At 72.6% G+C, this 22,070-nt stretch carries 19 protein-coding genes and 1 tRNA gene; 5 read left to right on the forward strand and 15 right to left on the reverse strand.

Features of this window, described 5'->3' with window-relative positions; translation table 11 throughout:
- Positions 1-59: 59 nt before the first annotated feature.
- The 4 genes from AC1DUE_RS17430 to AC1DUE_RS17445 are packed head-to-tail and all read right to left on the reverse strand — an operon-like array spanning position 60 to position 3,390.
- Positions 60-296: a hypothetical protein gene (locus tag AC1DUE_RS17430; protein ID WP_477040678.1), complete on the reverse strand. Its 237-nt coding sequence runs from the start codon at positions 294-296 to the stop codon at positions 60-62.
- A 42-nt stretch (positions 297-338) separates the two neighbouring features.
- On the reverse strand, positions 339-923 hold the full coding sequence (locus AC1DUE_RS17435; protein WP_477040679.1) for a YdeI/OmpD-associated family protein: 585 nt from the start codon (positions 921-923) through the stop codon (positions 339-341).
- On the reverse strand, positions 920-1,924 hold the full coding sequence (locus AC1DUE_RS17440; RefSeq protein ID WP_477040680.1) for a hypothetical protein: 1,005 nt from the start codon (positions 1,922-1,924) through the stop codon (positions 920-922). Before AC1DUE_RS17440 ends, AC1DUE_RS17435 begins: the two co-directional genes overlap by 4 nt.
- The gene (locus tag AC1DUE_RS17445) at positions 1,924-3,390 is read right to left on the reverse strand and encodes an RNB domain-containing ribonuclease (RefSeq protein ID WP_477040681.1); all 1,467 of its coding nucleotides are present in this window, start codon (positions 3,388-3,390) and stop codon (positions 1,924-1,926) included. The genes AC1DUE_RS17440 and AC1DUE_RS17445 overlap by 1 nt, the downstream gene beginning before the upstream one ends.
- Before the next feature lie 118 nt (positions 3,391-3,508).
- Between AC1DUE_RS17445 and ppk2 the strand changes: the two genes are divergently transcribed.
- The gene (gene ppk2 / locus AC1DUE_RS17450; RefSeq protein WP_477040682.1) at positions 3,509-4,438 is read left to right on the forward strand and encodes a polyphosphate kinase 2; all 930 of its coding nucleotides are present in this window, start codon (positions 3,509-3,511) and stop codon (positions 4,436-4,438) included.
- A 42-nt stretch (positions 4,439-4,480) separates the two neighbouring features.
- Entirely contained in the window at positions 4,481-5,380 is a 900-nt protein-coding gene (locus tag AC1DUE_RS17455) for a ketopantoate reductase family protein (RefSeq protein WP_477040683.1), read from the forward strand.
- Between the two features lie 27 nt (positions 5,381-5,407).
- Here AC1DUE_RS17455 and AC1DUE_RS17460 read toward each other — a convergent pair.
- The 7 genes from AC1DUE_RS17460 to AC1DUE_RS17490 form a co-directional block, all read right to left on the reverse strand.
- Positions 5,408-5,499: transfer RNA gene (locus AC1DUE_RS17460), tRNA-Ser, on the reverse strand.
- 60 nt (positions 5,500-5,559) lie between these two features.
- The gene (locus tag AC1DUE_RS17465) at positions 5,560-7,038 is read right to left on the reverse strand and encodes a DUF2252 domain-containing protein (RefSeq protein ID WP_477040684.1); all 1,479 of its coding nucleotides are present in this window, start codon (positions 7,036-7,038) and stop codon (positions 5,560-5,562) included.
- A 46-nt stretch (positions 7,039-7,084) separates the two neighbouring features.
- Complete coding sequence (locus tag AC1DUE_RS17470) at positions 7,085-7,870, reverse strand: type II toxin-antitoxin system VapC family toxin (RefSeq protein WP_477040685.1); 786 nt, start codon at positions 7,868-7,870, stop codon at positions 7,085-7,087.
- Between the two features lie 104 nt (positions 7,871-7,974).
- Positions 7,975-8,586: a GTP-binding protein gene (locus tag AC1DUE_RS17475; protein WP_028046055.1), complete on the reverse strand. Its 612-nt coding sequence runs from the start codon at positions 8,584-8,586 to the stop codon at positions 7,975-7,977.
- A complete protein-coding gene (locus AC1DUE_RS17480; protein WP_477040686.1) occupies positions 8,567-8,944 on the reverse strand; it encodes a DUF742 domain-containing protein in 378 nt (125 codons plus the stop codon). Before AC1DUE_RS17480 ends, AC1DUE_RS17475 begins: the two co-directional genes overlap by 20 nt.
- 18 nt (positions 8,945-8,962) lie before the next feature.
- Complete coding sequence (locus AC1DUE_RS17485) at positions 8,963-9,412, reverse strand: roadblock/LC7 domain-containing protein (protein ID WP_028051268.1); 450 nt, start codon at positions 9,410-9,412, stop codon at positions 8,963-8,965.
- A gap of 97 nt (positions 9,413-9,509) precedes the next feature.
- Positions 9,510-14,432 carry a nitrate- and nitrite sensing domain-containing protein gene (locus tag AC1DUE_RS17490; protein WP_477040687.1) on the reverse strand — a complete coding sequence of 1,641 codons (4,923 nt, stop codon included), beginning with the start codon at positions 14,430-14,432 and terminating at the stop codon, positions 9,510-9,512.
- Positions 14,433-14,751: 319 nt separating this feature from the next.
- Between AC1DUE_RS17490 and AC1DUE_RS17495 the strand changes: the two genes are divergently transcribed.
- On the forward strand, positions 14,752-15,732 hold the full coding sequence (locus tag AC1DUE_RS17495) for an NAD(P)H-quinone oxidoreductase (protein ID WP_477040688.1): 981 nt from the start codon (positions 14,752-14,754) through the stop codon (positions 15,730-15,732).
- A gap of 90 nt (positions 15,733-15,822) precedes the next feature.
- On the opposite strand, the gene AC1DUE_RS17500 is transcribed toward AC1DUE_RS17495, so the two are convergent.
- Complete coding sequence (locus tag AC1DUE_RS17500) at positions 15,823-17,052, reverse strand: AGE family epimerase/isomerase (protein ID WP_477040689.1); 1,230 nt, start codon at positions 17,050-17,052, stop codon at positions 15,823-15,825.
- A gap of 119 nt (positions 17,053-17,171) precedes the next feature.
- On the opposite strand from AC1DUE_RS17500, the gene AC1DUE_RS17505 reads away from it, so the two are divergent.
- Positions 17,172-17,690: a bacterial proteasome activator family protein gene (locus AC1DUE_RS17505; protein ID WP_477040690.1), complete on the forward strand. Its 519-nt coding sequence runs from the start codon at positions 17,172-17,174 to the stop codon at positions 17,688-17,690.
- 72 nt (positions 17,691-17,762) lie between these two features.
- On the opposite strand, the gene AC1DUE_RS17510 is transcribed toward AC1DUE_RS17505, so the two are convergent.
- From AC1DUE_RS17510 to serS, 3 genes are all read right to left on the reverse strand, one after another.
- A complete protein-coding gene (locus AC1DUE_RS17510) occupies positions 17,763-18,632 on the reverse strand; it encodes an EamA family transporter (RefSeq protein WP_477040691.1) in 870 nt (289 codons plus the stop codon).
- 72 nt (positions 18,633-18,704) lie between these two features.
- The gene (locus AC1DUE_RS17515; RefSeq protein ID WP_477040692.1) at positions 18,705-19,514 is read right to left on the reverse strand and encodes an HAD family hydrolase; all 810 of its coding nucleotides are present in this window, start codon (positions 19,512-19,514) and stop codon (positions 18,705-18,707) included.
- A complete protein-coding gene (gene serS / locus AC1DUE_RS17520) occupies positions 19,511-20,794 on the reverse strand; it encodes a serine--tRNA ligase (RefSeq protein ID WP_477040693.1) in 1,284 nt (427 codons plus the stop codon). The genes AC1DUE_RS17515 and serS overlap by 4 nt, the downstream gene beginning before the upstream one ends.
- 107 nt (positions 20,795-20,901) lie before the next feature.
- Between serS and AC1DUE_RS17525 the strand changes: the two genes are divergently transcribed.
- A complete protein-coding gene (locus tag AC1DUE_RS17525) occupies positions 20,902-22,044 on the forward strand; it encodes a diacylglycerol/lipid kinase family protein (protein ID WP_477040694.1) in 1,143 nt (380 codons plus the stop codon).
- The last annotated feature ends 26 nt before the right edge of the window (positions 22,045-22,070 follow it).

Raw genomic sequence — 22,070 nt, forward strand, 5'->3', positions numbered from 1 at the left:
GGGCACGACAGAGCCGCACGGTCCCTCGTCGGACCGTGCGGCTCTGTCGTGCGTCGGGGTCAGTCGTCCTTGTCGTCGCCGATGAACAGGAACTTCACCGCAAGGGTGGCGAAGAAGATCAGGCCGAAGACGAGGCCGACGAAGAAGAGGTAGTCCAGGCCGGGATGGTTCTCCCCGTCGAACGTGGCGACGCCCCGGACGACCACCACCACCAGGAAGATGACGAGGATCGCGATGGAGATGTAGCCCAGGCCCTTGGTGTTCTGGACGGGCTTCTCAGGTTTGGTCGAGTTCACCTCGGAAGTGGACCACAAAAGGTGCGTCCCGACCAGGGTTTCCTAGCGGCGAACCTGCTGGTGGGCGGCGATTCCCTGCTCCGCCAGGTCCGCGGTCTCCTCGATCCGGGCCGTGCGCGTGACGTCCCGCCTGGCGTCGACGATCCAGCGCAGGATGCCGCGGCGGACCGCCTCGCTGAACGTCTCCCAGTGCTCGCGCGCTCCCGGGCGCTGGTCGAAGGCGTCGAGGAGGTCCTGCGGCAGGACCAGGTTGTCGGCGTCGTCGAACCGGCTGTAGGACCCGTCCGCCTGGGCGGCGTCGATCACCGCGCGGCCGACCGGCGTCATGCGGCCGTCCGCCTCGACCCGCGCCACGCGCTGCTTGGACAGGACGCTCCACCCGCTGCCGGGACGTCGGCGGGTCAGCCAGAGCGCGGTGCGGTCGGCGTCGAGCGTCTGCGCCTGGCCGTCGATCCAGCCGAAGCAGAGCGCCTCCTCGATCGCCTCCTCGTAGGTCACCTGGGGCTTCCCGCTCGCCGCGCGCCACGTGACGAGCCAGATTCCCGACGACGTCGCGTGGTTCTCGGCCAGCCACTCGCGCCACTGCTGCGGCGACTCGACGAGGACCTGCTCGGCGTCGTCCTTCACAGCTCGTCCCTCCTGGTCGCGGCCGCGTCCCTGGCGCGCTCGGCCCGCTGCAGCTCGCGCTCGGTCGTCGTCGCCTCCTTCTCGTCGTGCCGGAGGTTCGCCTGGGCCTGGCCGACGTCCTTGTCCGCGATCGTCGCGGCCTTGCCCGCGGCCGCCAGCTTGCGACGAACCTCCGCCAGCGCCTTGACCAGGTCGTCCTCCTCGTCGTGGGCGTCCTGCGCGGCGCGTTCCGCGCGGTCGAGCAGGGCCGCGCTCTCGTCGCGGACCTGCCGTGCGGCGTCGTGCTTGCGCTGGGCCTCGGCGAGCGCCTGGTCCGCCGCGTCGAGAGCCTTGTCGGCCTCGTCGATCGCGCGCTGGCGGCGCTCCTCCGCGCGGGCACGCCGAGCCTCCTCCGGGTCGACCGCCGGCTTGACCAGGGTCAGCCTGGGTCGCTTCGGGGGCTCCTCGTCCTCCTTCGGCGCCGATGGCTTCGGCCTCGGGGTCGGCGTCGTCCGCGCGCCGGTCGTCGTCGTGGCGGTCGTGTCCGCGCTGCCGAAGCCGGACCACTCGCGCGAGGCCGTGAGCCGGCCCGAGGTGACCTCGCGCGCGACCGCAGGGTCGGCGAGCGCCGCGGTGAGCGTCGCGTCGAGCTCCTGCGTGACCGAGTCGCCGATGCGCTGGCCCGCGGGCTGTGCGAGCTTGCGGGCACGCGCGGTCAGGGAGCGGACGAGCGCCCGTCGCTGGGTGCTGAGCTCGCGCAGCGCGGGTCCGTCGAGGGACCGCTCGGCATCGCGCAGGCCCTCGCCGAGGGCGACCACCTGGTCCGCGAAGCCGGGGTCGTCGCGGACGAGCAGGTTCATCAGCCACGCGGAGACGGTCGGCTTGCGCAGCTCGGTGATCTGCTTGGCCAGCTCCCGGTCCCCGTCGGCCCGCGCGGCCTTGGCGGCGGCGTCGCGGTGCTCGATGAAGACGCTGGGCGGCCCGCCGTACAGCTCGTCGGCGATGTCGTCGAGCTCGGACATCACGACGCCCCGGGCTCGGGCCGGGCCAGCTCGAACCGAACGGTGCGCGTGGCCGTGTCCGCCTCCGTCAGCCGGACCTGCACGTCCGTCCCGAGCGGCAGGTCCGCACCCTCGATGCGGCCGCGCACCGCGGGGTCGCGCAGCTGCACGACCCCGGCGTCGCGGTCGGCGCGCACGTCGACGATCGCTCCGTCGAAGACCTCGCCGACCCGCCCGGTCAGCAGCGCCGCCTCGACGAGGTCGATGCAGCCGCGCTCGTACTCGCCCGCGTGCTTGTCGCCGCTCGCCATGAGCCCGGGCAGCTCCGGCAGGGCGTCGCGGGCCCATCCCGGCACCGGCGTGCCAGCGCTCAGCGCGACGCAGACCTCGCCGACGAACCGGTCGACGAGACGCCGCAGCGGTGCCGTCGTGTGGGCGTAGGGCGCGGCGATCGCCGCGTGCATCGTGTACGGCGGCACCTCCCCGTCGAACGCGACGTAGGCGGCTCCGCGCAGCAGGCTCGTCGCGTCGGTCAGCAGGGCGGCGTGCGCCGGGTCGGACGCGTCGAGGTTGCGGATGACGTCGCCCGGGGTCGCGCCCGCGGGCCAGTCGATCTTCAGCGCGTGCGCGGAGCGCTTCAGGCGCTCGACGTCGCGGGGGTCCGCCTCCGGGAGCGTGCGCAGGATGCCGATGCGCCCGTCGAGCATGAGCCGGGCCGCGCTCATCCCGGTGAGCAGCGAGATCTGCGCGTTCCACTCCTCCACCGGCAGGGTCGCGCGACTGCCCAGCGTCCAGGTGCCGTCGGGCTGCTGCTCGACCACCTGCTCGGGCGTGGGCAGCGTGATGCCGCCGCGCCGCTCCTCCGCCGCCCGCCGCAGCGTCCCGACGACCTTCAGGAGCTTCAGCGTCTCGTCCGCCGTGCCGTCGTCGATCGACTGCTGCGCACCGTTGTACGTCAGCTGGGCACGACTCTGTACACGCTTGCGCTCGACCGTCGTCCGGATGGGCTCTCCCCGCTCGTCGAGCTCGATCGTCCACAGCAGCGCGGGCGTCGTCTGGCCCGGGAGCAGGCTCGCGCGGCCCTCGCTGAGCTCCGGCGGGTGCAGCGGGGTCCGGCCGTCGGGGGCGTACAACGTCTCCACGCGGACCCGGGCCTCGTCGTCGATGGCTCCGCCGGGCACCACCCAGGCCGCGACGTCCGCGATGGCGTAGTGCACCCGGAAGCCGTCGGCGGTGCGCTCGATGTGCACCGCCTGGTCGAGGTCCATCGAGCCCTCGGGGTCGATGGTGACGAACGGGAGGTCGCTGATCTCGCCGGAGGTGTCGGCGGTCGTCGCCTCGGCCTCGGCGACCACGGCCGGCGGGAACGCCTCGGGGATGTCGAGCTCGTGGCGCAGCGCCGCGAGACCGTCCCGGACGAGCACGTCCACCGCGGGGGCGTCGGGACGTTGCTGACCGGCCTGCAGCTGGACGTGGCGTCGGGGCACATCGAGAGCCTAGGCCGCGACCGCGGTCCGCGCGGGGGCACGCCCGTGCCGGCCAGCACGCACGGCCCTGGAGATGCGGCATACAGTCGCAGGCGGGAAGGCACCTCAGGAGGTTGCGATGGACTCGACGCTCGATATGCACGGCTACCAGCCGGATGCCGAGGACAGCCTGCGTGAGTACATCGACCGGCTCGTCGCCGAGGGCTACACCGTCTTCGGCGGCCAGGGCGCCGACCCGGTGCTCATCGACCCGGGCGGCAAGGCCGTCGAGACCTGGCGCGAGGACTACCCGTACGAGACGTTGATGGATCGCGAGGAGTACGAGGAGGCCAAGTACCGCCTGCAGATCGAGCTGCTCAAGCTGCAGTACTGGGCGGAGGACAACGGCGAGCGGCACGTCGTCGTGTTCGAGGGCCGCGACGCGGCCGGCAAGGGCGGAACGATCAAGCGGTTCATGGAGCACCTGAACCCCCGCGCGGCCCGCGTCGTGGCGCTGACCAAGCCCACGACCACCGAGCAGGGCCAGTGGTACTTCCAGCGCTACATCGAGCACTTCCCGACCTCGGGCGAGATCGTGCTGTTCGACCGGTCCTGGTACAACCGCGGGGGCGTCGAGCGCGTCATGGGCTTCTGCTCGGACGACGAGTACGCGGCGTTCATGCGCCAGACCCCGGAGTTCGAGCGACTGATCGTCGACGAGGGCATCCACCTGACCAAGTTCTGGTTCTCGGTGACCCGCCGCGAGCAGCGCACCCGCTTCGCGATCCGCCAGATCGACCCCGTCCGGCGCTGGAAGCTGTCGCCGATGGACCTCGAGTCCCTCGGCCGGTGGGACCTGTACTCCGCGGCGAAGGAGGCGATGTTCGTCGGGACGGACACCGACCACGCGCCGTGGATCACGGTCCGCAGCAACGACAAGAAGCGCGCCCGGCTCAACGCCATGCGCTACTTCCTCGGCCAGTTCTCCTACGAGGGCAAGGACGAGACGGTCGTCGGCAAGGTCGACCCGCTCATCGTGCAGCGGGCCCGCGACGCTGTCGGAGACTGAGCGGGCGCGGCCGGGCGCGGTCACCGTGGCAGAGTCGTCGCCATGCCCACCACCCCGCCGCGCGCGACGATCGCGATCCTGGGACCGGGGGGTGTCGGCGGTCTCGTCGGCGCCCTGGCAGCGCGGGCCGGTCATCGGGTCGTCTTCATCGCCCGGGACTCGACCGTCCAGGCGCTCCTCTCGGACGGGATCAGCGTCCGGAGCGGTCTCTTCGGTGACTTCTCGGTCGAGGTCGAGGCCGACACGCGACTGCGTGAGCCGGTCGACCTCTGCGTCGTCGCGATCAAGCACACGTCGCTGACGGACGCACTCGACCGGGTGCCCGCCGACCTGGTCACCGACGGGCTCGTCGTCCCGCTCCTCAACGGCGTCGAGCACGTCGAGCTCCTGCGGGACCGGTTCGCGCCGGAGTCCGTCGCGGCCGGGGTCATCCGGGTCGAGTCCACGCGGACGGGACCTGGCCGGATCGTGCACGGCAGCCCGTTCGCCGACGTCGGCATCGCGAGCCGCACCGCACCGCGCGACCGGCTCGAGTCGGCCGCCGCGCTGCTCCAGGGGGCGGGGCTGAGCACGCGGGTCCTCGACGACGAGCGGGAGATGCTCTGGGGAAAGCTCGCCGTCCTCGCGCCGTTCGCCCTCCTGACCACCCGGTACGGCGCGACCATCGGCGAGATCCGCACCACGCGTCGCGACGAGCTCGATGAGCTGGTCACCGAGGTCGCGGCGGTGAGCCGGGCGAGCGGCGGTCCGGACACGCCCCCGGAGACGGCCCTGCGGTTCTACGACGCTTTCGAGCCCGACGCGAAGTCGTCCATGCAGCGCGACGCCGAGGCGGGACGGCCGCTCGAGCTGGACGCCATCGGCGGCGCCGTCCTGCGGGCAGGACGGCTGCACGGTGTGCCGACACCCGCGACCGAGCGGCTGGTCGCCGAGCTCACCTGACGCCGGCCGAGGCCGGCGGCTCCGGGGCGGAGGGCGTGGGATTCGAACCCACGAGAACGGGGTTGTCCCGCTCCAACGGTTTTCAAGACCGTCTCTTTCGGCCGCTCAGACAGCCCTCCCGCGCGAGCCGACCCGACCGGGCCCGTCCGCAGCGCGCACGAGTCTCCCACAAGCGCGCGTCAGACTCCGTGGATGGCCTCGACCCGGCCGGTGGCGATGGCCTCGAGCAGCACGGCGTGGTCCTGCTCGGTGCGGTCCGCGTACTCCTCGGCAAAGGTCGCGAACGCCTCGTCGGCGGTCTTCGAGGTGCCCAGGTAGGCCGCGATCGCGATGCGGTCGCCCGAGCGGGCGTGCGCGCGGGCCAGGGTCCACGCGCAGAGCTCGGAGTAGCGGGCCATCCCGGTCGGCAGCATCGTCTCGATCACCACCGAGCCCTTCCAGTCGCGCAGCTGGCGCAGGTAGAAGTCGCGCTGCACGCCGTCGATCCCCTGCGTGCGCTGCCAGCCGAGCATGGTGTCGCTCGCCGCCTGCATCAGCCGCTGGCCCTCGACCACCCGCTGTCCGGACTGGGTGTACTCGCTCGCGCCCAGGAACTGCTCGAGCACGGACGGCTGCGCCTCCTTGGCCTGCAGGATCAGCAGGTCGTTCTCGTCGATCCCCTGCAGGAGCAGGATCCAGGCGCGTGTGCCGACGCTGCCCACGCCGACTACCTTGCGGGCCATGTCGATGACCCGGTACTGCTCGAGCAGATGGCGCCGGTCCGGCTGCAGGGTCGCGCGGTAGGAGCGGACCAGCTTGGCCAGGCGCTCGGCGAAGTCCTTGGCCCCCTCGACACCGAGCAGCTCCTCGAGGGTGGTGACCAGGGGCGGGTCGGAGATCAGCCGACGCTGCCCGTCGACGACCTCGGTCAGCTTGTTGACCGACTGGAGGTGGTCGCGGGTGCGCGCCTTCGCGATCGTCGACTGCGTCCGCTTGGCCTGGGTCTTGCCGAGCTGCGAGAGGTACTCGCCCATGAAGTCGTCCACGTCGATCCGGGCGTACCAGACCTCGAGCTCGGTCTTCGTCGCGAACTCGCGCATGGTCTCGCGGTACTTGCGTGCGGCGCCGACGACCATCGCGCGGCGCTCCTTGCGCGGGATGCCGTTCGCCCGTGCGGCCACCTCGATGGACGCCACCAGGCGCTTGACGTCCCACTCGAACGGGCCGGGCAGCGTCTCGTCGAAGTCGTTCAGGTCGAAGAGCAGGCGCCGCTCGGGCGTGCCGTACAGGCCGAAGTTCGACATGTGCGCGTCACCGCACAGCTGGACCTCCAGGCCGGTGTTCGGGGTCGACGCCAGGTCCGACGCCATGATCAGCGCGGCACCGCGGTAGAACGCGAACGCGGAGGTCGCCATCCGGCCGTACCGCAGCGGGACGAGCTCGGGGACCCGGCTGGTGCCCTGGCCGATCAGCAGGTCGACCGGATCGGGTCGCTTGTCACCGCCGGTTGCCAGGGCAAGCGAGGTGCGCGGCGTCAGGACGCGTGCAGCGGCGCCGCGCGCCCTGCGCTCGTCGCGCGTGAGGTGGTCGACGTGGTCCGTCGCCCGGCGGCGGGAGGGGCGCAGCGGAGGGGCGGGGCGCACGGCGCCGGCGTCGAGCGGCTGCGGGGTTGCGGTCATAGGGGCAACCTAGGCGCGAACCTGCACGTCACGGAAGGGCCGCGCCTCAGTCGCCGGTCTCCCACCAGAAGGGCGCCAGCCCTGGGGAGACGACGAGATAGCCGTGCAGGGCCGCGACCCGGGCCAGCTGAGTCTCGTAGGTGGCCACCGCGACGATCTCCGGGTGCGCGAGAGCGGCCCCGATGTGCAGCGCCGTGAACGGCGGCAGCACTCCCGACACCTTCGTCGCCGCCCGCAGCGTCTGGTCGGAGAACCGGACCACCGTCACGCGCTCCTCGACCTCCCGCGCGACCCCGCGGGCCTCCACGCCGCCCGGGAGGGCGAACCGGCGTAGCTCCGTCAGGCCCAGCGGCGTCGTGACGAGCTCGTCCTCGTGGTCGTGAGCCCACGCGAGCCAGTCGTCGTGGCTCGACGAGCCCACCACGTACTGCGCGAGCGCGGAACCGTCCGCGTACACGCGGCGGGCGGGCAGGGGTGGGGTGGACGGAGGATTGGGTCCGACCACGGCACGCAGGCTGGGCTCGTCGTCGGGTGCCGGCCGCGGGTCCCCGACGATGGACGGCGGCGGGCTCGGCTCGTCGTCCAGCGGCGGGCGCGGGGTGGCGAGTGGACCCGGGGCCGGCTCCTCGACGGGTGCCGGTCCCTCGCCGTCCTCGTCGCGTGGAGCGTCAGCCTCGGGCGTGGCTTCGTCGCCCGCGTCCTGCACGTCCTCGTCGACGGGAGCGGGCGGCGTGGGATCGGGCGGGTCCGACGCAGCGCGCGGCTGCGGGAGCAGGGTGCCCTCGTCGTCGTCACCGCCGGAGCGCGGTGAGGGGACGGGATCGGGGGGCATCGTCACATGATTCCCTACGTGCTCACCGGGCACCGCTGACCGGGCACGACTGCGGCCGACCCCCCTGCAGGGGTCGGCCGCGGTCGTGGTGGAACCTCAGCGGTTCACCGGCTGCGCAGACGCTCCATCGCGAGCTGCACGAGCGAGATCAGCGCCTGCTTGGTGGCGGCACGCGACCGTGCGTCCGTGTAGAGCACCGGCACGTGCGCCGGGATCGCCAGGGCGTCACGGACGTCGTCCAGCTGGTGCTTGGCGACGCCGTCGAAGCAGTTCACGCCGACGACGAACGGGATGCCGCGGCTCTCGAAGTAGTCGACGGCCGGGAAGCACTGGTCGAGCCGGTCGGTGTCGACCAGGACGACGGCGCCGATGGCACCGCGGACCAGGTCGTCCCACATGAACAGGAACCGGTCCTGGCCAGGGGTACCGAACAGGTAGAGCCAGAGCGACCCCGGCAGGGCGATGCGACCGAAGTCCATCGCCACCGTCGTGGTGGTCTTGCGGTCCGACACACCGCCGGCGTCGTCGACGCCGACCGAGTGCTCGGTCATCGCGGCCTCGGTGTTGAGGGGCTCGATGTCCGAGATGGAACCGATGAAGGTCGTCTTGCCGACGGCGAAGCCGCCCGCGACGACGATCTTGACGACTGTGGGTGCGACGCTTCCTGCCGTGCCCGCCGGAGCGGCCACAGCGGCGTCAGAGGGCGGAAATGCCATTGAGAACACTCTCCAGCACGCTGAGGGACAGGGCAGGCGATTCACCGGTGTTGACCTCGACCGGCTGAGAGGTGTGCACACGCACGACTTGCTGCTCGGCGAGGTCGGACACGAGGATCCGGATCACGCCCAGGGGCAGGTGGAGCAGGGCCGACAGCTCGGCGACCGAGATGTAGTTCGACGCTGCGTGTTGCAGGATCGCCCGCTTCTCGGGCGGCAGACCCTGGCTGGCGACTGCGCCAGGCATCGCCTCGACCAGTGCCTCGAGAGGCAGGTCGGAGCGCGCCGAGCGCACGCGGCCACCGGTCACGGCATAGGGCCGGACCGTTCTGGCCTCGTACTCGATGTGCTCACTCATCGTCGGGGATCCGTCGGCTCAGGCCACGGGAGCGCGCGTGGCGCCGTCGACGGGGAGCTGTCCACGCATCTCGGAGATGAGCTGCGGGGTGAGCGTGGCTTCGGTACGGGACACGAGCATCGCCATCTCGTAGCCGATGAGTCCCACGTCGCAGGACGACTCGGCGACAACGGCGAGGACGGAGCCGTTCGAGACGCTCATGAGGAAGAGGAACAAGTTGTCCATCTCGATGATCGCCTGACGCACCTCCCCCGCACGAAGCTGGCGCGCTGCGCCACGGGTAAGGCTCGACATTCCCGAGACGATGGCCGCGAGCTGGTCGCCGCTGGTGCGGTCGAGCTGCTCGGACATCGCCATGAGAAGACCGTCCGCAGACACCACGAGTGTGTGGCGAGTGCCGGGCACGGTCCGGACGAAGTTGTCCAGGAGCCAGCCGAAGTTGGCTGCCTCGGTGCTGAGCGCGGTCACACTTCCTCCTTGCTGGTGCAGTCGATGACTGCGGGGTCAGACGTCACCAGGGCTGGGACGACGGTTGAGGGGGATGTTGAGAGAAAAACGTCTGTCATCAGCTCTCGCCGTTCTGGCTGGAGGGATCCTCCGAGGCCTGGCGGCCCCGGCTCGTCCCGGACTGGAAGCTCGACAGGCGCGAGCGGAGCTGGTCCGCGTCTCGCTGCACGGGCTTCCCTTCGTCCTCGGCGATCGTCGACGCCGGGACAGCTTGGGCGACACGCTTGGTCAGTCGCTCGGCGGAGCCACCCGACGCGGACGGCCGGTAGGCCGACAGCTGGGAGAGCTCGGAGAGCGCCTGCTCCTGGATGTCCGAGCGCAGCGCGAGCATCGCGGCCACCTCGTCGTCCAGCGTGCCGACCCGCGGGGCGACCGACGGCGGCAGCGCAGGCTGCGGGACCGTCGAGTGCGGTGCGGGGTTCGGGCGGGAGTTCCAGTCCGGCGGCGACCAGGAGCCGGCCGACGGGTGCTCGGGGACGACCGGGGCGACGGGCGCGACCGGCGCAGGTGCCGCCTCTGCCTCGGGGAAGGCGGTCTGGACGGGGGCGGGAGCCGACCACTGGTTGGTCGACGCCATCCACGTCTGCGGCTCGGGCTGCGCGGCCGGGGCCGGAGCCTCCGCCGTCCAGGCCGACGTGCGGACCGGGGCGACCTGGCTGACCGGGACCTCGAAGGCGGCCGGGGCCGGCGCGACCGGAGCGACGGGTGCTGCTGCTGCCGGCTGGTCGGCCTTCTTGCGGCCGAACAGACCCCAGCGACGACGACCCTTCGAGTCCTCGGTGGCGGGCTGGACCAGCTCGCCGAAGGCGGTCTGCGGTGCCGGGGCGGCCACGGCGGCGAGCGCCTCGGGGGCCCAGGCGGGAGCCTCGGCGACCGGGGCGGCCTCGGCGACGGGCACCGGCTGCTGCTGGTCGAACGACGGTGCGTACGGCTGCTCGTAGGTCGGCGCGAAGGAGGACGGCTCGAAGGCCTGCTCGTCGGCCGTGACGGCCGCCTCGGCCTCGATCGGCGTAAAGAGCTGCGTCGGCTGCTCGACCTCCGGGTGCACCTCCTCGAACGTCGGCCACGCCGGGGCGTCGGCCTCGGGTGCGGCCCAGGCGGGCGTCCCCTCGGCGACGGGTGCCTCGGCGACCTCGGCCTCGGCCGGGGCCCAGACGGGCTCCTCGACATCGGCGACGACGTCGAACACGACGGGCTCCGGCAGGACGAACGCCTCGGCGTCGACCGGCGCTGCGGCCTCTTCCCAGGCGGGCGTCGGCCAGGCGGCGTCCACGGCGGGAGTCTCGGGCTCGACCTCGGCGACGGGGGCGACCTCCGCGACGGGCTCGACCTCGGCGACAGGCTCGACCTCGGCGACAGGCTCGGCGACCGGCTCCGGCACGACGGGCATCGACCCGGTGTGCCAGGCCCGCGCCTCGTCGAGCGTCCGCTCGAACGGCACGTACGCGGCGGGCGTCTCGGCTGCCGGGGCAGCCCAGCCGGCGTAGCCGCTGTAGCTCGTGAAGGACTGGACGGGGGCGACCGGGGCGGCCTCCGCGACGGTCTCGACCTCGGCGACCGGGACGGGCTCGGGCTCGGGCTCGGGCTCGACGACAGACTCGACGGGCTCTGCGCTGACCGGCTCGAAGGCGGCCGGCTCGAACGCAGCCGGCTCGAACGCGGCAGGTTCGAACGCAGCCGGCTCGAAGTCGGCCGGCTCGGCGACGGCCTCGGCCGGGGCCGAGAGCTCGGACGCGACGATCGGCGACCAGGCCGGCGACTCGGCGACGGCGAGGTTCCAGGCGTCGGTGTCGACGACGGGCGCCTCCCAGGCCGGGGTCTGGTCGGACAGGGCCTCGGCGGCGGGCCGGACCTCGAGCGCCGGAGCGGGCTCGGTGGCGACCTCGGCGGTGGCCGGGAGGTCCCACGCGGGGGTCGGCTCCCAGACCGCGGTGTCCTCGACGGCGGCCTCGGTCTCGACGACCGACTCGGCGACGGGGGCTGCCCAGGCGGGCGTGGGCTCCCAGACGGCCTCGTCGGCAACGGGTGCCTCGTCGGCGACCGGTGCGTCCTCGGCGACGGGCGCCTCCCACACGGGAGCGACCTCGTCGTCAGCTGCGGGGGCGTCCCAGGCGGGAGCGTCCTCGGCGACGGGGGTCTCCCACGACGGGGTCTCCTCGGCGACGGGGGCGTCCCACGACGGGGCGTCCTCGGCGACCGGGGTGTCCTCGGCGACCGGCGCCTCCTCGACGACCGGGGCCTCCCACGAGACGGCGTCCTCGACGGCGGGCGGTGCCCAGGCGGCAGCGTCCTCGACGACGGGGGCCTCCCACGTCGGGGCGTCGACGGCCTCGGCGGCGGGGCTCTCCCACGCGGGGGTGGGCTCCCAGACGGGGGCGTCCTCCGCGCTCGGCGGGGCCCACGAGGGGTCGGGCTCGAAGACGGCGACGTCCTCGCCCTGCGTCAGGTGCTCGGCGATCACGATCTCGGCGGCAGCCTCCATCGAGGCGGCCTCACGGTGCTCGGCCTCCTGCGCCTCCCACGAGTCGTCCTCGTCGTCGGCGAGCGAGGGGATGACCATGGGCTCGACGGGAGCTGCGTGCGCACCGGCGGACATCCACGGGGCGCGGACGTTCGAGGTCGACTCGGCCTCGCCCTCGCCTGCGGCGATCTGCTCGGCGGTGCGACCACGGAAGCCGGAGAACAGGCCGGCACGTGCGGCGGGCGCCGGGGCGGCCGCGCTGCTCGTCGTGGTCGGCTCCTCGGGCGTGGCCCAGGCGGGGGTCGAGGCACGGCTGCGGCTCGGCAGGCCACCGCCCGCGGGGGCGGCGGTCGGCGGGGTCCAGTCGGAGCCCAGCGCGGCCGCGGAGATCTCGGGCGCGATGTGGCCGTCGGGTGCCTCGGGCAGGACGAGGTTGTCCTCGTCGAACGTCTTCTTGGAGCGCGACGGCAGCGTGGCAGCCGGCTGGATCTCGGTGACCGGGATCGGGCCCTCGTCGACCGACGCGTCGTCGTCGCGGCTGCGACGCTTCGGCAGGCCGAGCGGCGTCTGGCCGTCGGTGAGCGCCGCGAGGTCGACCTCTTCGACGAGCGGGGCCTCGATCTGGGGCAGGCCCGGGTCGACGCGGGGGGCGGCGAGCGCGGCCGGGGCCCCGTTGCCGTACAGCGCGGTCTCGGTCGCGACGAACAGCGTCGCGGGGAAGCGCACGATCGTCTCGGTGCCGGTGCCGTGCGAGGCCTTGAGCAGCTTGACGTCAGCACCGAGGCGCTGGGCGATGCGGCCGACGACGAAGAGGCCGAGGCGCTGGTTGCCCAGGGAGTCGCTGGCGGACGTGGACTCGATCTTCGAGTTGGCGGCCTCGAGCTCGATCTCGCTCATGCCCAGACCGTGGTCGAGGATGCGGACGACGACGTACTGGCCCGAGACACCGGTGGTGACCGTGACGGGCGTCTCCGGCTCGGAGAAGATCGTCGCGTTCTCGAGGAGCTCGGCGAGCATGTGCGCCGCGCCCAGGGCGTTGAAGCCGTGCATGTGCGGGTCGACCTGCAGGTCGAGCTCGATGCGGTCGTACTGCTCGATCTCCGAGGAGGCCGTACGCACGACGTCGGACAGCGGCATGGCGTCGCGCAGACGACGGCCGGTGTCGATGCCGGCGAGCACGAGGAGGGACTCCGCGTTACGACGCATGCGGGTGGCGAGGTGGTCGAGGCGGAAGAGGTTGGCCAGCGTGCTGGGGTCCTCCTCGGCGCGCTCGAGGGAGTCGATGAACGACAGCTGCCGGTTCAGGAGGACCTGGTCGCGGCGGGCGACGTTGACGAACATCTCCGCGATGGAGCCACGCAGAGCAGCCTGCTCCTGGGCGACCTGCACGGTCGTCTGGTTGACCGAGTTGAACGCGCGGGCCAGCTGGCCCACCTCGTCGCGGGACGTGACGGGGATGGGCTCGAGCGTGATCTCGGGGCCCTCACCGGGGACGGCCACCTGCTCGACGAGACGCGGCAGCTGCTCCTGGACCTCACCGGCGGCCACCGTCAGGCGTCGCAGCGGGACGACGATGGCGCGAGCGACGACGAGGGCGAAGAACAGGGACACCAGAGCGGCGGCGATGGCCAGACCGATCGTGATGAGCGCCTGGCTGCGGGCGTCGGTGGCGGCCTGCTTGGCCACGACCTCGGCCTGGTTCAGGATCTCCTCGTTGAGGTTCGACAGGTTCGTCGTCTGGTCCTGGATCTCCTTGACCCAGATGTTCGGGTCGACCTGGCCGAACGTCGAGCCGTCACCGCTGGCGAGGATGGCCCGCATACGCGTGAAGTTGGAGGTCGGGTCCTTCGTCGGCAGCGCGAGGCCGGGCTGCGCGAGCGAGTCGACCTCGTTGCGGGCACGGGTACGGGCCAGCTCGGTGGCCGCGGCCTGGTTGCCGTACCCACGGACCATCGCCTGGTTGGCACCGCCACTGGCGAGCACCGACACACCGTCGATGAGCTCGGTGACCAGGTTGTCCGAGACGTCGCCGACCTCGCGGTACGAGGTGATGTACGCCGCGAGGCCACGGTCCTTGAGGCTGTTGGAGACCTGCTCCATGAGCGCGATCTGGCCCGTGATGATGTCCGAGTAGTCGCGCATGATGACGGCGCGCTGCGACTTGATGTCGACGAGCGTGCGGACGGCGGGCAGCAGCGTGTTGTGCGCGAGCTGGACGTCCTGGAACTCGGTGACGACCGCGTCGGGGAACTCGTCGAAGTCGAGCGCCGCGGTCAGCGGCTTCACGGCGGCGAGCGCGGAGTCCGTGGCCTTGCGGGCCTCGGCGATCTGCTCCGGGGAGCCACCGGTGAGCGACAGCGTGCGCTCCGTCTCGAGCGAGGAGGCCAGCGGCGCGTAGGCCTGCAGGGTGTCGACGACACCCACGGCGGCGTTCGCGTAACGCAGCTCCTGGAGCGCGACGTACGAGATGTATGCACCCGTGCCGAAGATCACGAGCATGGGGACGGCAAGGACAGCCATCACTTTGGCGCGAATGCCGAGCCGTCGCAGCATGTCGTTCCTTTCCGTCTTCCGACAACGGGTGTTGCCACCAGGTCGATCCGGTCCAGCGTCTGTCGACCCACGAGGAGTCCCGTTCGCAGTCATCGGCTCTTGGGCGTCTGACCATTAGCCCGCGGCCAGAGTTTGCCACGGACGTCACCCGCTGGGATACGAGAAGTTGCTCCCGGCGTGCGGGTCACCTGTGCTAACGGGGGGTTGGTCCAGGGTCCGAGACGATCGGAACCTACCGTTCGGTACCTCGAAATGCGCGCATCTGGTCGAGAGTTACTGTGCGGTCGTGCGTGCGGTCGTGATCAGCGAACCCGGCGGCCCGGAGGTCCTGGCCGTCGCGGAGGTGCCCGAGCCCGAGCCCGGCCCCGACGATCTGACCGTCGAGGTCGCCGCCGCGGGGGTCAACCGCGCCGACCTCCTCCAACGTCTCGGGCAGTACCCACCGCCCGCCGGCGCTCCCGCGTGGCCCGGGCTGGAGGTCTCCGGCACGGTCGTCGCGGTCGGTCCCGGTGTGGCCGACGACGGCTGGCAGGTCGGCGACCAGGTGGCCGCCCTGCTGCCCGGCGGCGGGTACGCCGAGCGCGTCGTCGTCCCCGCCGGTCTGGTCCTGCGGGTTCCCGACGGGGTCTCGACGATCGACGCCGCCGCGCTCCCCGAGGGGGTCGCGACCGTCTGGTCCAACCTCCGGGCCGCCCGCCTCTCGCCCGGCGAGACGCTGCTGGTGCGCGGAGGCTCCGGCGGGATCGGGTCGCTGGCCGTCCAGATCGCGCACGCCCTCGGCACCACGGTCCTCGCGACCGCCGGCGGCCCGCAGCGCACGGCTCGCCTCGGAGCGCTCGGTGCGGCGTCGTCGTTCGACCACCGCCTGCCCGGCCTGCCCGACCGCGTCCTCGCCGCGACCGACACCCACGGGGTCGACGTCATCCTCGACGTGCTCGGCGCGGGCGGGCTCGCGGAGAACCTCGCGATGCTCGCCGACGACGGCCGCCTCGTCGTCATCGGTCTGCAGCAGGGTCGTCGCGGCGAGATCGACCTGTCGGCGCTGATGGCCAAGAGGGCCGCGGTCCTGGGCACGACGCTGCGGTCGCGGCCGCTGGATCAGAAGGTCGCGATCATGGACGGGGTACGGCGGCACGTCTGGCCGTTCGTCGAGGACGGTTCCGTGCACCCCGTCGTGCACGCGCGCGTCCCGTTCGACGAGGCCCCCGAGGCCCACCGCCTCCTCGAGTCCGGCGAGGCCTTCGGCAAGGTCCTCCTGATCCCCTGACGCACGACGCGTCATCGCCCACGCCAGGAGAGACAGCGACGTCCGCACTCGTGTGGGCCATGAGCCCCACGAGTGCGGACGTCGCGGAGGTCAGTCCAGGAGGCCGGCCGCGAGGGCCGGGACGATGACCGGGGTCAGCGGCAGGCGCGGGATGAGCGTGGCCTGGACCGCGTGGTAGAGGTCGGCCTTGCCGGCCCAGACCGTCCGGGACACCTCGTTCGTCGTGCCGAGCTCGTGCCACCACGACCCGCCGACGCGGTCGAGGTGGTGCGCACCGATGTACTCCCACCACTGCGTGTACGCGTCGTCGAACCGCTGCTCGCCGGTCGCCGCGTGCAGGGCGGCGGCCGCGCCGACGGCCTCGGCGGCGACCCAGTGCATGCGCTCGCGCACGACGGGCGCGCCGGACCAGTCGACCGTGTAGACGAACCCGGGGGCGCCGTCGACGTCCCAGCCCTCGGCCACGGCGGCGTCGAACAGGGCGGTCGCGTCGGTCAGCATCCACGCCGGTGCCACGTCGCCGGCGGCGGTCACGGCCGCGCGGGCGTGGAGCGTCAGGCGCGACCACTCGAGCCAGTGCCCGATCGTCGCGCCGTAGGGACGGAACGGGTGCGCGGGCTCGTCGATGTTGTAGTCGAGGTCGGCGGTCCAGGCGGAGTCGAAGTGCTCCGGGATGCGCCACTGGTTCTCGGCCGCGTAGCGGTGCACCACGGTCGTGATGATGCGCAGCGCGCGGTCGAGCCAGATGCGGTCGCCCGTGACATCGGCCGCGGCGAGGTACGCCTCGACGGTGTGCATGTTGGCGTTGACGCCGCGGTAGCCGTCGAGGTCGGAGAACGTGCGGTCCCACTCCTCGACCGACATTCCGGCCTCGTCGTCCCAGAAGTGCTTCTCGGAGACGGCCAGCGCCTCGTCGAGGAGCTCGCGCGCACCCGGGCGGCCGGCCGCGGTCGCGGACGACGTCGCGAGGATGACGAACGCGTGCGGGTAGGCGGCCTTCGCGGTGTCGACCGGCGTGCCGTCGCGCGAGACCTCGGCGAACCAGCCGCCGAACTCGCCGTCGTGGAAAGCACCGCGCAGCGCGTCGAGCCCGTGGTCGACCAGCGCGGCGGAGCCGGGGCGGCCCAGCAGGTGCCCGATCGCGTAGACGTGCGTCATCCGGCACGCGATCCACAGCTCTCGCGGTCCGTCGACGGGCTCGCCCGCCTCGTCCTGCCGGGCGAAGCCGCCGCGGACGACGCTGCGTCGTCCGAAGTCGAGGAGCCGGTCGGTCTCACCTTCGAGCCAACGGGCATGGGCGGGGGTTGTCAGCCAGGCCATGCGGCTCACCCTAACGAGATTGGAGGAATTGTTCCGACGACGACCAACGGGCGGGCACGGGCTGCATCGGCACGCCGCGAGCGGTGGGCGGATCCAGGTTCGTCGGACAGAATGCCCAGATGAGCGAGAGCGAGCCCCAGACCCCGCGCGTCGTCGTCGTGAGCCCGTCGGACGGGCCAGAGCCCGAGGATGCCCCCGAGGACATCGGCTCGCTGGTCGAGCAGCCCGCCAAGGTCATGCGGATCGGCACGATGATCAAGCAGCTTCTCGACGAGGTCCGCAGCGCCCCGCTGGACGACGCCGCCCGGATCCGGCTGGCCGAGATCCACGAGCGGTCGCTGCACGAGCTCGAGGAGGGGCTGTCGCCGGAGCTGGTCGACGAGCTGCACCGCATCACGCTCCCGTTCGTCGAGGACCAGGCGCCGTCGGACGCCGAGCTGCGGATCGCCCAGGCCCAGCTCGTCGGCTGGCTCGAGGGGCTGTTCCACGGGATCCAGACCGCGCTCGTGGTGCAGCAGATGGGCAACCAGGTCCAGGTGGGCGGCCCGCGTCGGCAGCTCCCCCCGGGCTCCCGCCCGCCGGGCATGCCGCTGGCGACGGAGGACGACCCGCAGCGCTCGACGGGCCAGTACCTCTAGAACTGTCCGTGCGTCCGAGCGCTCGCTGGCTCGGACGTTCGTGTCCGCGCCGGGTCGCCACGGCGTCGTGGGTCAGGCGGGCGGCGGGGCCTCTTCGGACGGGTCGTCCTCGCGGTCCAGCCCCGTCAGGACGATCGCGCCGCTCACCAGCAGCAGCCCGACCACCTCGAGCCCGTGCGGCACCTGCTGCAGGGCGACGGCACCGACCAGGGCCGCCATCGCGGGGAGCATCGCGAGCAGCACCGCGAAGGTCGCCGCGCGCACGCGGCGCAGGACCAGCTGCTCGATCGCGTAGGGGATCACCGACGAGCAGACCGCGATCGCGACGATGAGCAGCGCCAGCTGCCAGTCGTGCAGCACGGGCACGGCGCCGGCGGACAGGAACGGCGCGAAGACGACCGCGCCGGCCGCCATCGCGACGGACAGGCCCGTCACTCCCCCGGCCCGGCCGCGCGCGACCCGCCGTCCGAGCAGGATGTAGGCCGCCCAGCAGGCCGCCGCCAGGAAGATCGCGACGAGCCCGACCACGGCGTCCGAGCCGCCGGTCAGCGAGATGCCCGCCAGCAGGACCACCCCGAGCGCCGCGATCGCGATGCCGACGCGGTCGCGCCAGCCGTGGCCCGTGAACGCCGCGACGGCCACCGGGCCGAGGAACTCGATGGCGACCGCCGTGCCCAGAGGCAGGTGGTCGATCGCGATGTAGAAGGTCACGTTCATCGCCGCGAGCACGATGCCGAAGACGATCGCGGTGCGCAGCGCGGGCCACGTCCACAGACCTCGCGTCGACCACGGCCGGCGCCACAGCAGGAGGACGATCGCCGCCACGGAGACCCGGAGCCAGGCGACGGTGGCGGGGGTCAGCGTGCCGAACACGCGCACGGCCACCGCGGCGCCCAGGTACTGCGTCAGCCCGGACAGGGCGAACAGCAGCGGGGCGGGCACGGGGAAAGGCTAGGTCAGGCGGTCAAACCCGAGGGTTCCGACGAAGGCCCGGAGGGATCGCGTCCGGCGTCGTCAGGCCACCAGGCTGCGCAGGACCGCGAGCGCGCCGTCGTCCTCGATGCTCCCGGTGACCTCGTCGGCGGCCAGGCGCGTGGTCTCGGGGGCATGACCCATGGCGACGCCGCGCGCGGCCCACCGCAGCATCTGGATGTCGTTGCTGCCGTCGCCGATCGCGACGGTCGAGTGGGGCTCGACGCCGAGCTCGCGCCGGATCTCCTCGAGCGCGCTGGCCTTGGAGACGCCGCCCGGCGTCAGGTCCAGCCACGCGCTCCAGCCGACCGCGTACTCGACCTCGTGCAGGCCGACCCGCGCGACGACCGCGTGGAAGTCGTCGGGACTGCTGTTGGGGGCGCGGATGATGACGCGGGTCGCGGGCGTGTTGGTGAGCTCCTCGAACGAGACCCGCTCCAGCTCGCCCGACAGCTCGCCCTCGGGGAAGTCGCCGGAGACCCGGAACCCGACGCCGAGGTCCTCGACCGCGTAGAGCGCGTCGGGCAGCTCCATGACGATCGCGCGCAGGGCGGGGCCGGGGTCGAACGTGACCGTGCGCGTCACCTCGTAGCCGTGCGCGGTCGACGGGTCGATCCGCGCCGTCACCGCTCCGTTGGAGCAGACGACCCAGCCGTGCGAGAGCCCGAGCTCCGTCGCGACCGGGACGGCCGAGTGCACCCCGCGCCCGGTGGCCAGGACGATGTGCACCCCCGCGTCACGCAGGCGCCCGACCTCGTCGACGACGTCCGCGGAGATCACGCCGTCGTAGGTCATGAGCGTGCCGTCGACGTCGAGCGCCACGAGGCCGGTCGGCGTCGAGCGGGGCGTCATCGCACCGGCTCCAGCACCTCGAGGCCTCCGAGGTACGGCCGCAGCCCCACCGGGACGCGCACCGAGCCGTCCTCCAGCTGGTGGTTCTCCAGCAGGGCGACGAGCCAGCGGGTCGTCGCGAGCGTGCCGTTGAGGGTGGCGACGGGGCGCATCGACCCGTCGGCCGTGCGCTCGCGGACGCCCAGGCGGCGGGCCTGGAACGTCGTGCAGTTGGAGGTCGACGTGAGCTCCAGGAACCGCTGCTGGCTGGGCAGCCAGGCCTCGCAGTCGAACTTGCGCGCGGCGCTGGAGCCGAGGTCTCCGGCCGCGGTGTCGATCACGCGGTAGGGCAGCTCGGCCAGCGCGAGCATCTCCTCCTCCCACGCGAGGATGCGGCGGTGCTCGTCGGCGGCGTCCTCGATCGTCGTGTAGCTGAAGGCCTCGACCTTGTGGAACTGGTGGACGCGGATGATCCCGCGGGTGTCCTTGCCGTAGGACCCCGCCTCGCGCCGGTAGCAGGCCGACCAGCCCGCGTACCGCTTGGGGCCGTTCGACAGGTCCAGGATCTCGCCCGAGTGGTAGCCGGCCAGGGCGACCTCGCTGGTTCCGACGAGGTACAGGTCGTCGGCCTCCAGGTGGTAGATCTCGTCGGCGTGGGCGCCCAGGAACCCGGTGCCGGCCATGATCTCGGGCTTGACCAGCGTCGGGGTGATCACGGGCGTGAACCCGGCGCTCAGCGCCTTGTCGACCGCCGCGTTCAGCAGCGCCAGCTCGAGCCGCGCGCCGATCCCGGTCAGGTAGTAGAACCGCGCGCCGGACACCTTGGCGCCCCGGACGGTGTCGATGGCCTGGAGCCCCTCGCCCAGCGACAGGTGGTCCTGGACGACGAAGTCGGGTCCGTACTCGGCGGCGAAGTCGCGGCCCTCGCCGACGTGCTTGAGCACGACGTAGTCGTCCTCACCCCCGGCGGGGACGCCCTCCTCGACGACGTTCGAGATCTTCCGGCTCAGCTCGGTGGCCAAGGCCTCGGCGGTGTCGGCGTCGGCCTGCAGCGCCTTGACCTGCTCGGCGAGCTGCTTGCCACGCGAGAGCAGCGCCTGCTTCTCGTCGCCCTGCGCCTGCGCGACCTGCTTGCCGAGGGACTTCTGCTCGGCGCGCAGCGTCTCGAACTCGGTGAGCGCGGAGCGCCGTCGCGCGTCGGCGTCGAGCACCTGGTCGACCAGGTGGGGGTCGTCGCCACGCGCCGCCTGGCTCGCCCGGACGACGTCAGGATCCTCCCGCAGGAGCCTCAGATCGATCACCCCCCGACCCTACCGACCCTCGGCGGAAGCCCCCGACCGCATTCCGCAGAGGGGCCGCGCCGGGTATCCGCTGATGCATCCGGCCTGCGGGGCCGTAGATTCTGCCCATGACATGGCAGGCCTGGGTCGGGGTGAGCCTGGGCATCGCCGTGCTCGCGGCGCTGCTCCTCGTCCTGGCGCTCTGGCTGCGCAAGAAGGAGCTGCGCCGACGGATCGAGTCGCCCCGCGCGAGCGCCCACCGACGAGCCCTCCAGCTCGCCCGTGACGTCGAGGCGAAGGGCCAGCTCGTGGCCTTCGTCGCCAATCCGTCCAAGCCCGACGTGGCGCTGCTCAAGGCGGCGATCGAGCGCAGCCGCCGCGAGCGGAACCTGCAGGAGCCGCTCTGGTACGAGACGACGATCGCCGACCCGGGCATCGGGCAGGCCCGCAAGGCCGTGGCCGAGGGCGCGGACGTCGTCGTCGCGATCGGCGGCGACGGGACCGTGCGCGCGGTCGCCGAGGGCCTGGTCGGCACGGGGATCCCGATGGGCCTGATGCCGCTGGGCACCGGGAACCTCCTGGCCCGCAACCTCGACCTGCCCCTCAGCGACCCCCTCGAGGCCATGCGGATCGCCCTCGACGGCCGCGACCGGACCATCGACGTCGGCTGGCTCAAGGTGATCACCTGGGAGTCCGAGGTCGACGGCGGCACCGCGAACCCGGAGACCGAGGCGCTGCGCGACTACCTGTTCCTCGTCATCGCCGGCCTGGGCTTCGACGCCGCGATGGTGGCCGACACCGACGAGCAGCTCAAGCGTCGCGTCGGCTGGATCGCGTACTTCGTCGCCGGCTTCAAGCACCTCCACGGCCGGCGGACCCGCATGCACCTGCGGCTCGACGACCAGCCCATGTCGTCCGCCCGCCTGCGCAGCCTGCTGATCGGCAACTGCGGCAAGCTGCCCGGCGGCATCACGCTCCTGCCCGACGCGGTCCTCGACGACGGCTGGCTCGACATCGCCGCGATCGACACGCGCGCGGGCATCGCCGGATGGGCCCAGCTGTGGGGCGAGGTCATGATGCAGGGCGTGGGCGTCCGCAACGACCTGCCCGCCAAGATCGGCCGCATCGACCACACCCGCGCGCAGGAGGTGCGGCTCGTGGTCCAGGGCGGCGAGCACGTGCAGGTGGACGGCGACGTGGTCGGACGCGTGGCCGAGCTCAGCGCCCGTGTCGACCCTGGGGCGCTCGTCGTGCGGGTGGCGTCGATCTAGAGGCGGTCACCCGACCGGCCGATGGT

It is taken from the genome of Cellulomonas sp. P4_A2, assembly GCF_056402515.1.

Coding starts and splice junctions, on each gene's coding strand:
- AC1DUE_RS17440 (WP_477040680.1), bottom strand. CDS start 1,924: ATGTCCGAGCTCGACGACATCGCCGACGAGCTGTACGGCGGGCCGCCC.
- ppk2 (WP_477040682.1), top strand. CDS start 3,509: ATGGACTCGACGCTCGATATGCACGGCTACCAGCCGGATGCCGAGGAC.
- AC1DUE_RS17455 (WP_477040683.1), top strand. CDS start 4,481: ATGCCCACCACCCCGCCGCGCGCGACGATCGCGATCCTGGGACCGGGG.
- AC1DUE_RS17465 (WP_477040684.1), bottom strand. CDS start 7,038: ATGACCGCAACCCCGCAGCCGCTCGACGCCGGCGCCGTGCGCCCCGCC.
- AC1DUE_RS17470 (WP_477040685.1), bottom strand. CDS start 7,870: ATGCCCCCCGATCCCGTCCCCTCACCGCGCTCCGGCGGTGACGACGAC.
- AC1DUE_RS17475 (WP_028046055.1), bottom strand. CDS start 8,586: ATGGCATTTCCGCCCTCTGACGCCGCTGTGGCCGCTCCGGCGGGCACG.
- AC1DUE_RS17480 (WP_477040686.1), bottom strand. CDS start 8,944: ATGAGTGAGCACATCGAGTACGAGGCCAGAACGGTCCGGCCCTATGCC.
- AC1DUE_RS17490 (WP_477040687.1), bottom strand. CDS start 14,432: ATGGCTGTCCTTGCCGTCCCCATGCTCGTGATCTTCGGCACGGGTGCA.
- AC1DUE_RS17500 (WP_477040689.1), bottom strand. CDS start 17,052: ATGGCCTGGCTGACAACCCCCGCCCATGCCCGTTGGCTCGAAGGTGAG.
- AC1DUE_RS17505 (WP_477040690.1), top strand. CDS start 17,172: ATGAGCGAGAGCGAGCCCCAGACCCCGCGCGTCGTCGTCGTGAGCCCG.
- AC1DUE_RS17515 (WP_477040692.1), bottom strand. CDS start 19,514: ATGACGCCCCGCTCGACGCCGACCGGCCTCGTGGCGCTCGACGTCGAC.
- AC1DUE_RS17525 (WP_477040694.1), top strand. CDS start 20,902: ATGACATGGCAGGCCTGGGTCGGGGTGAGCCTGGGCATCGCCGTGCTC.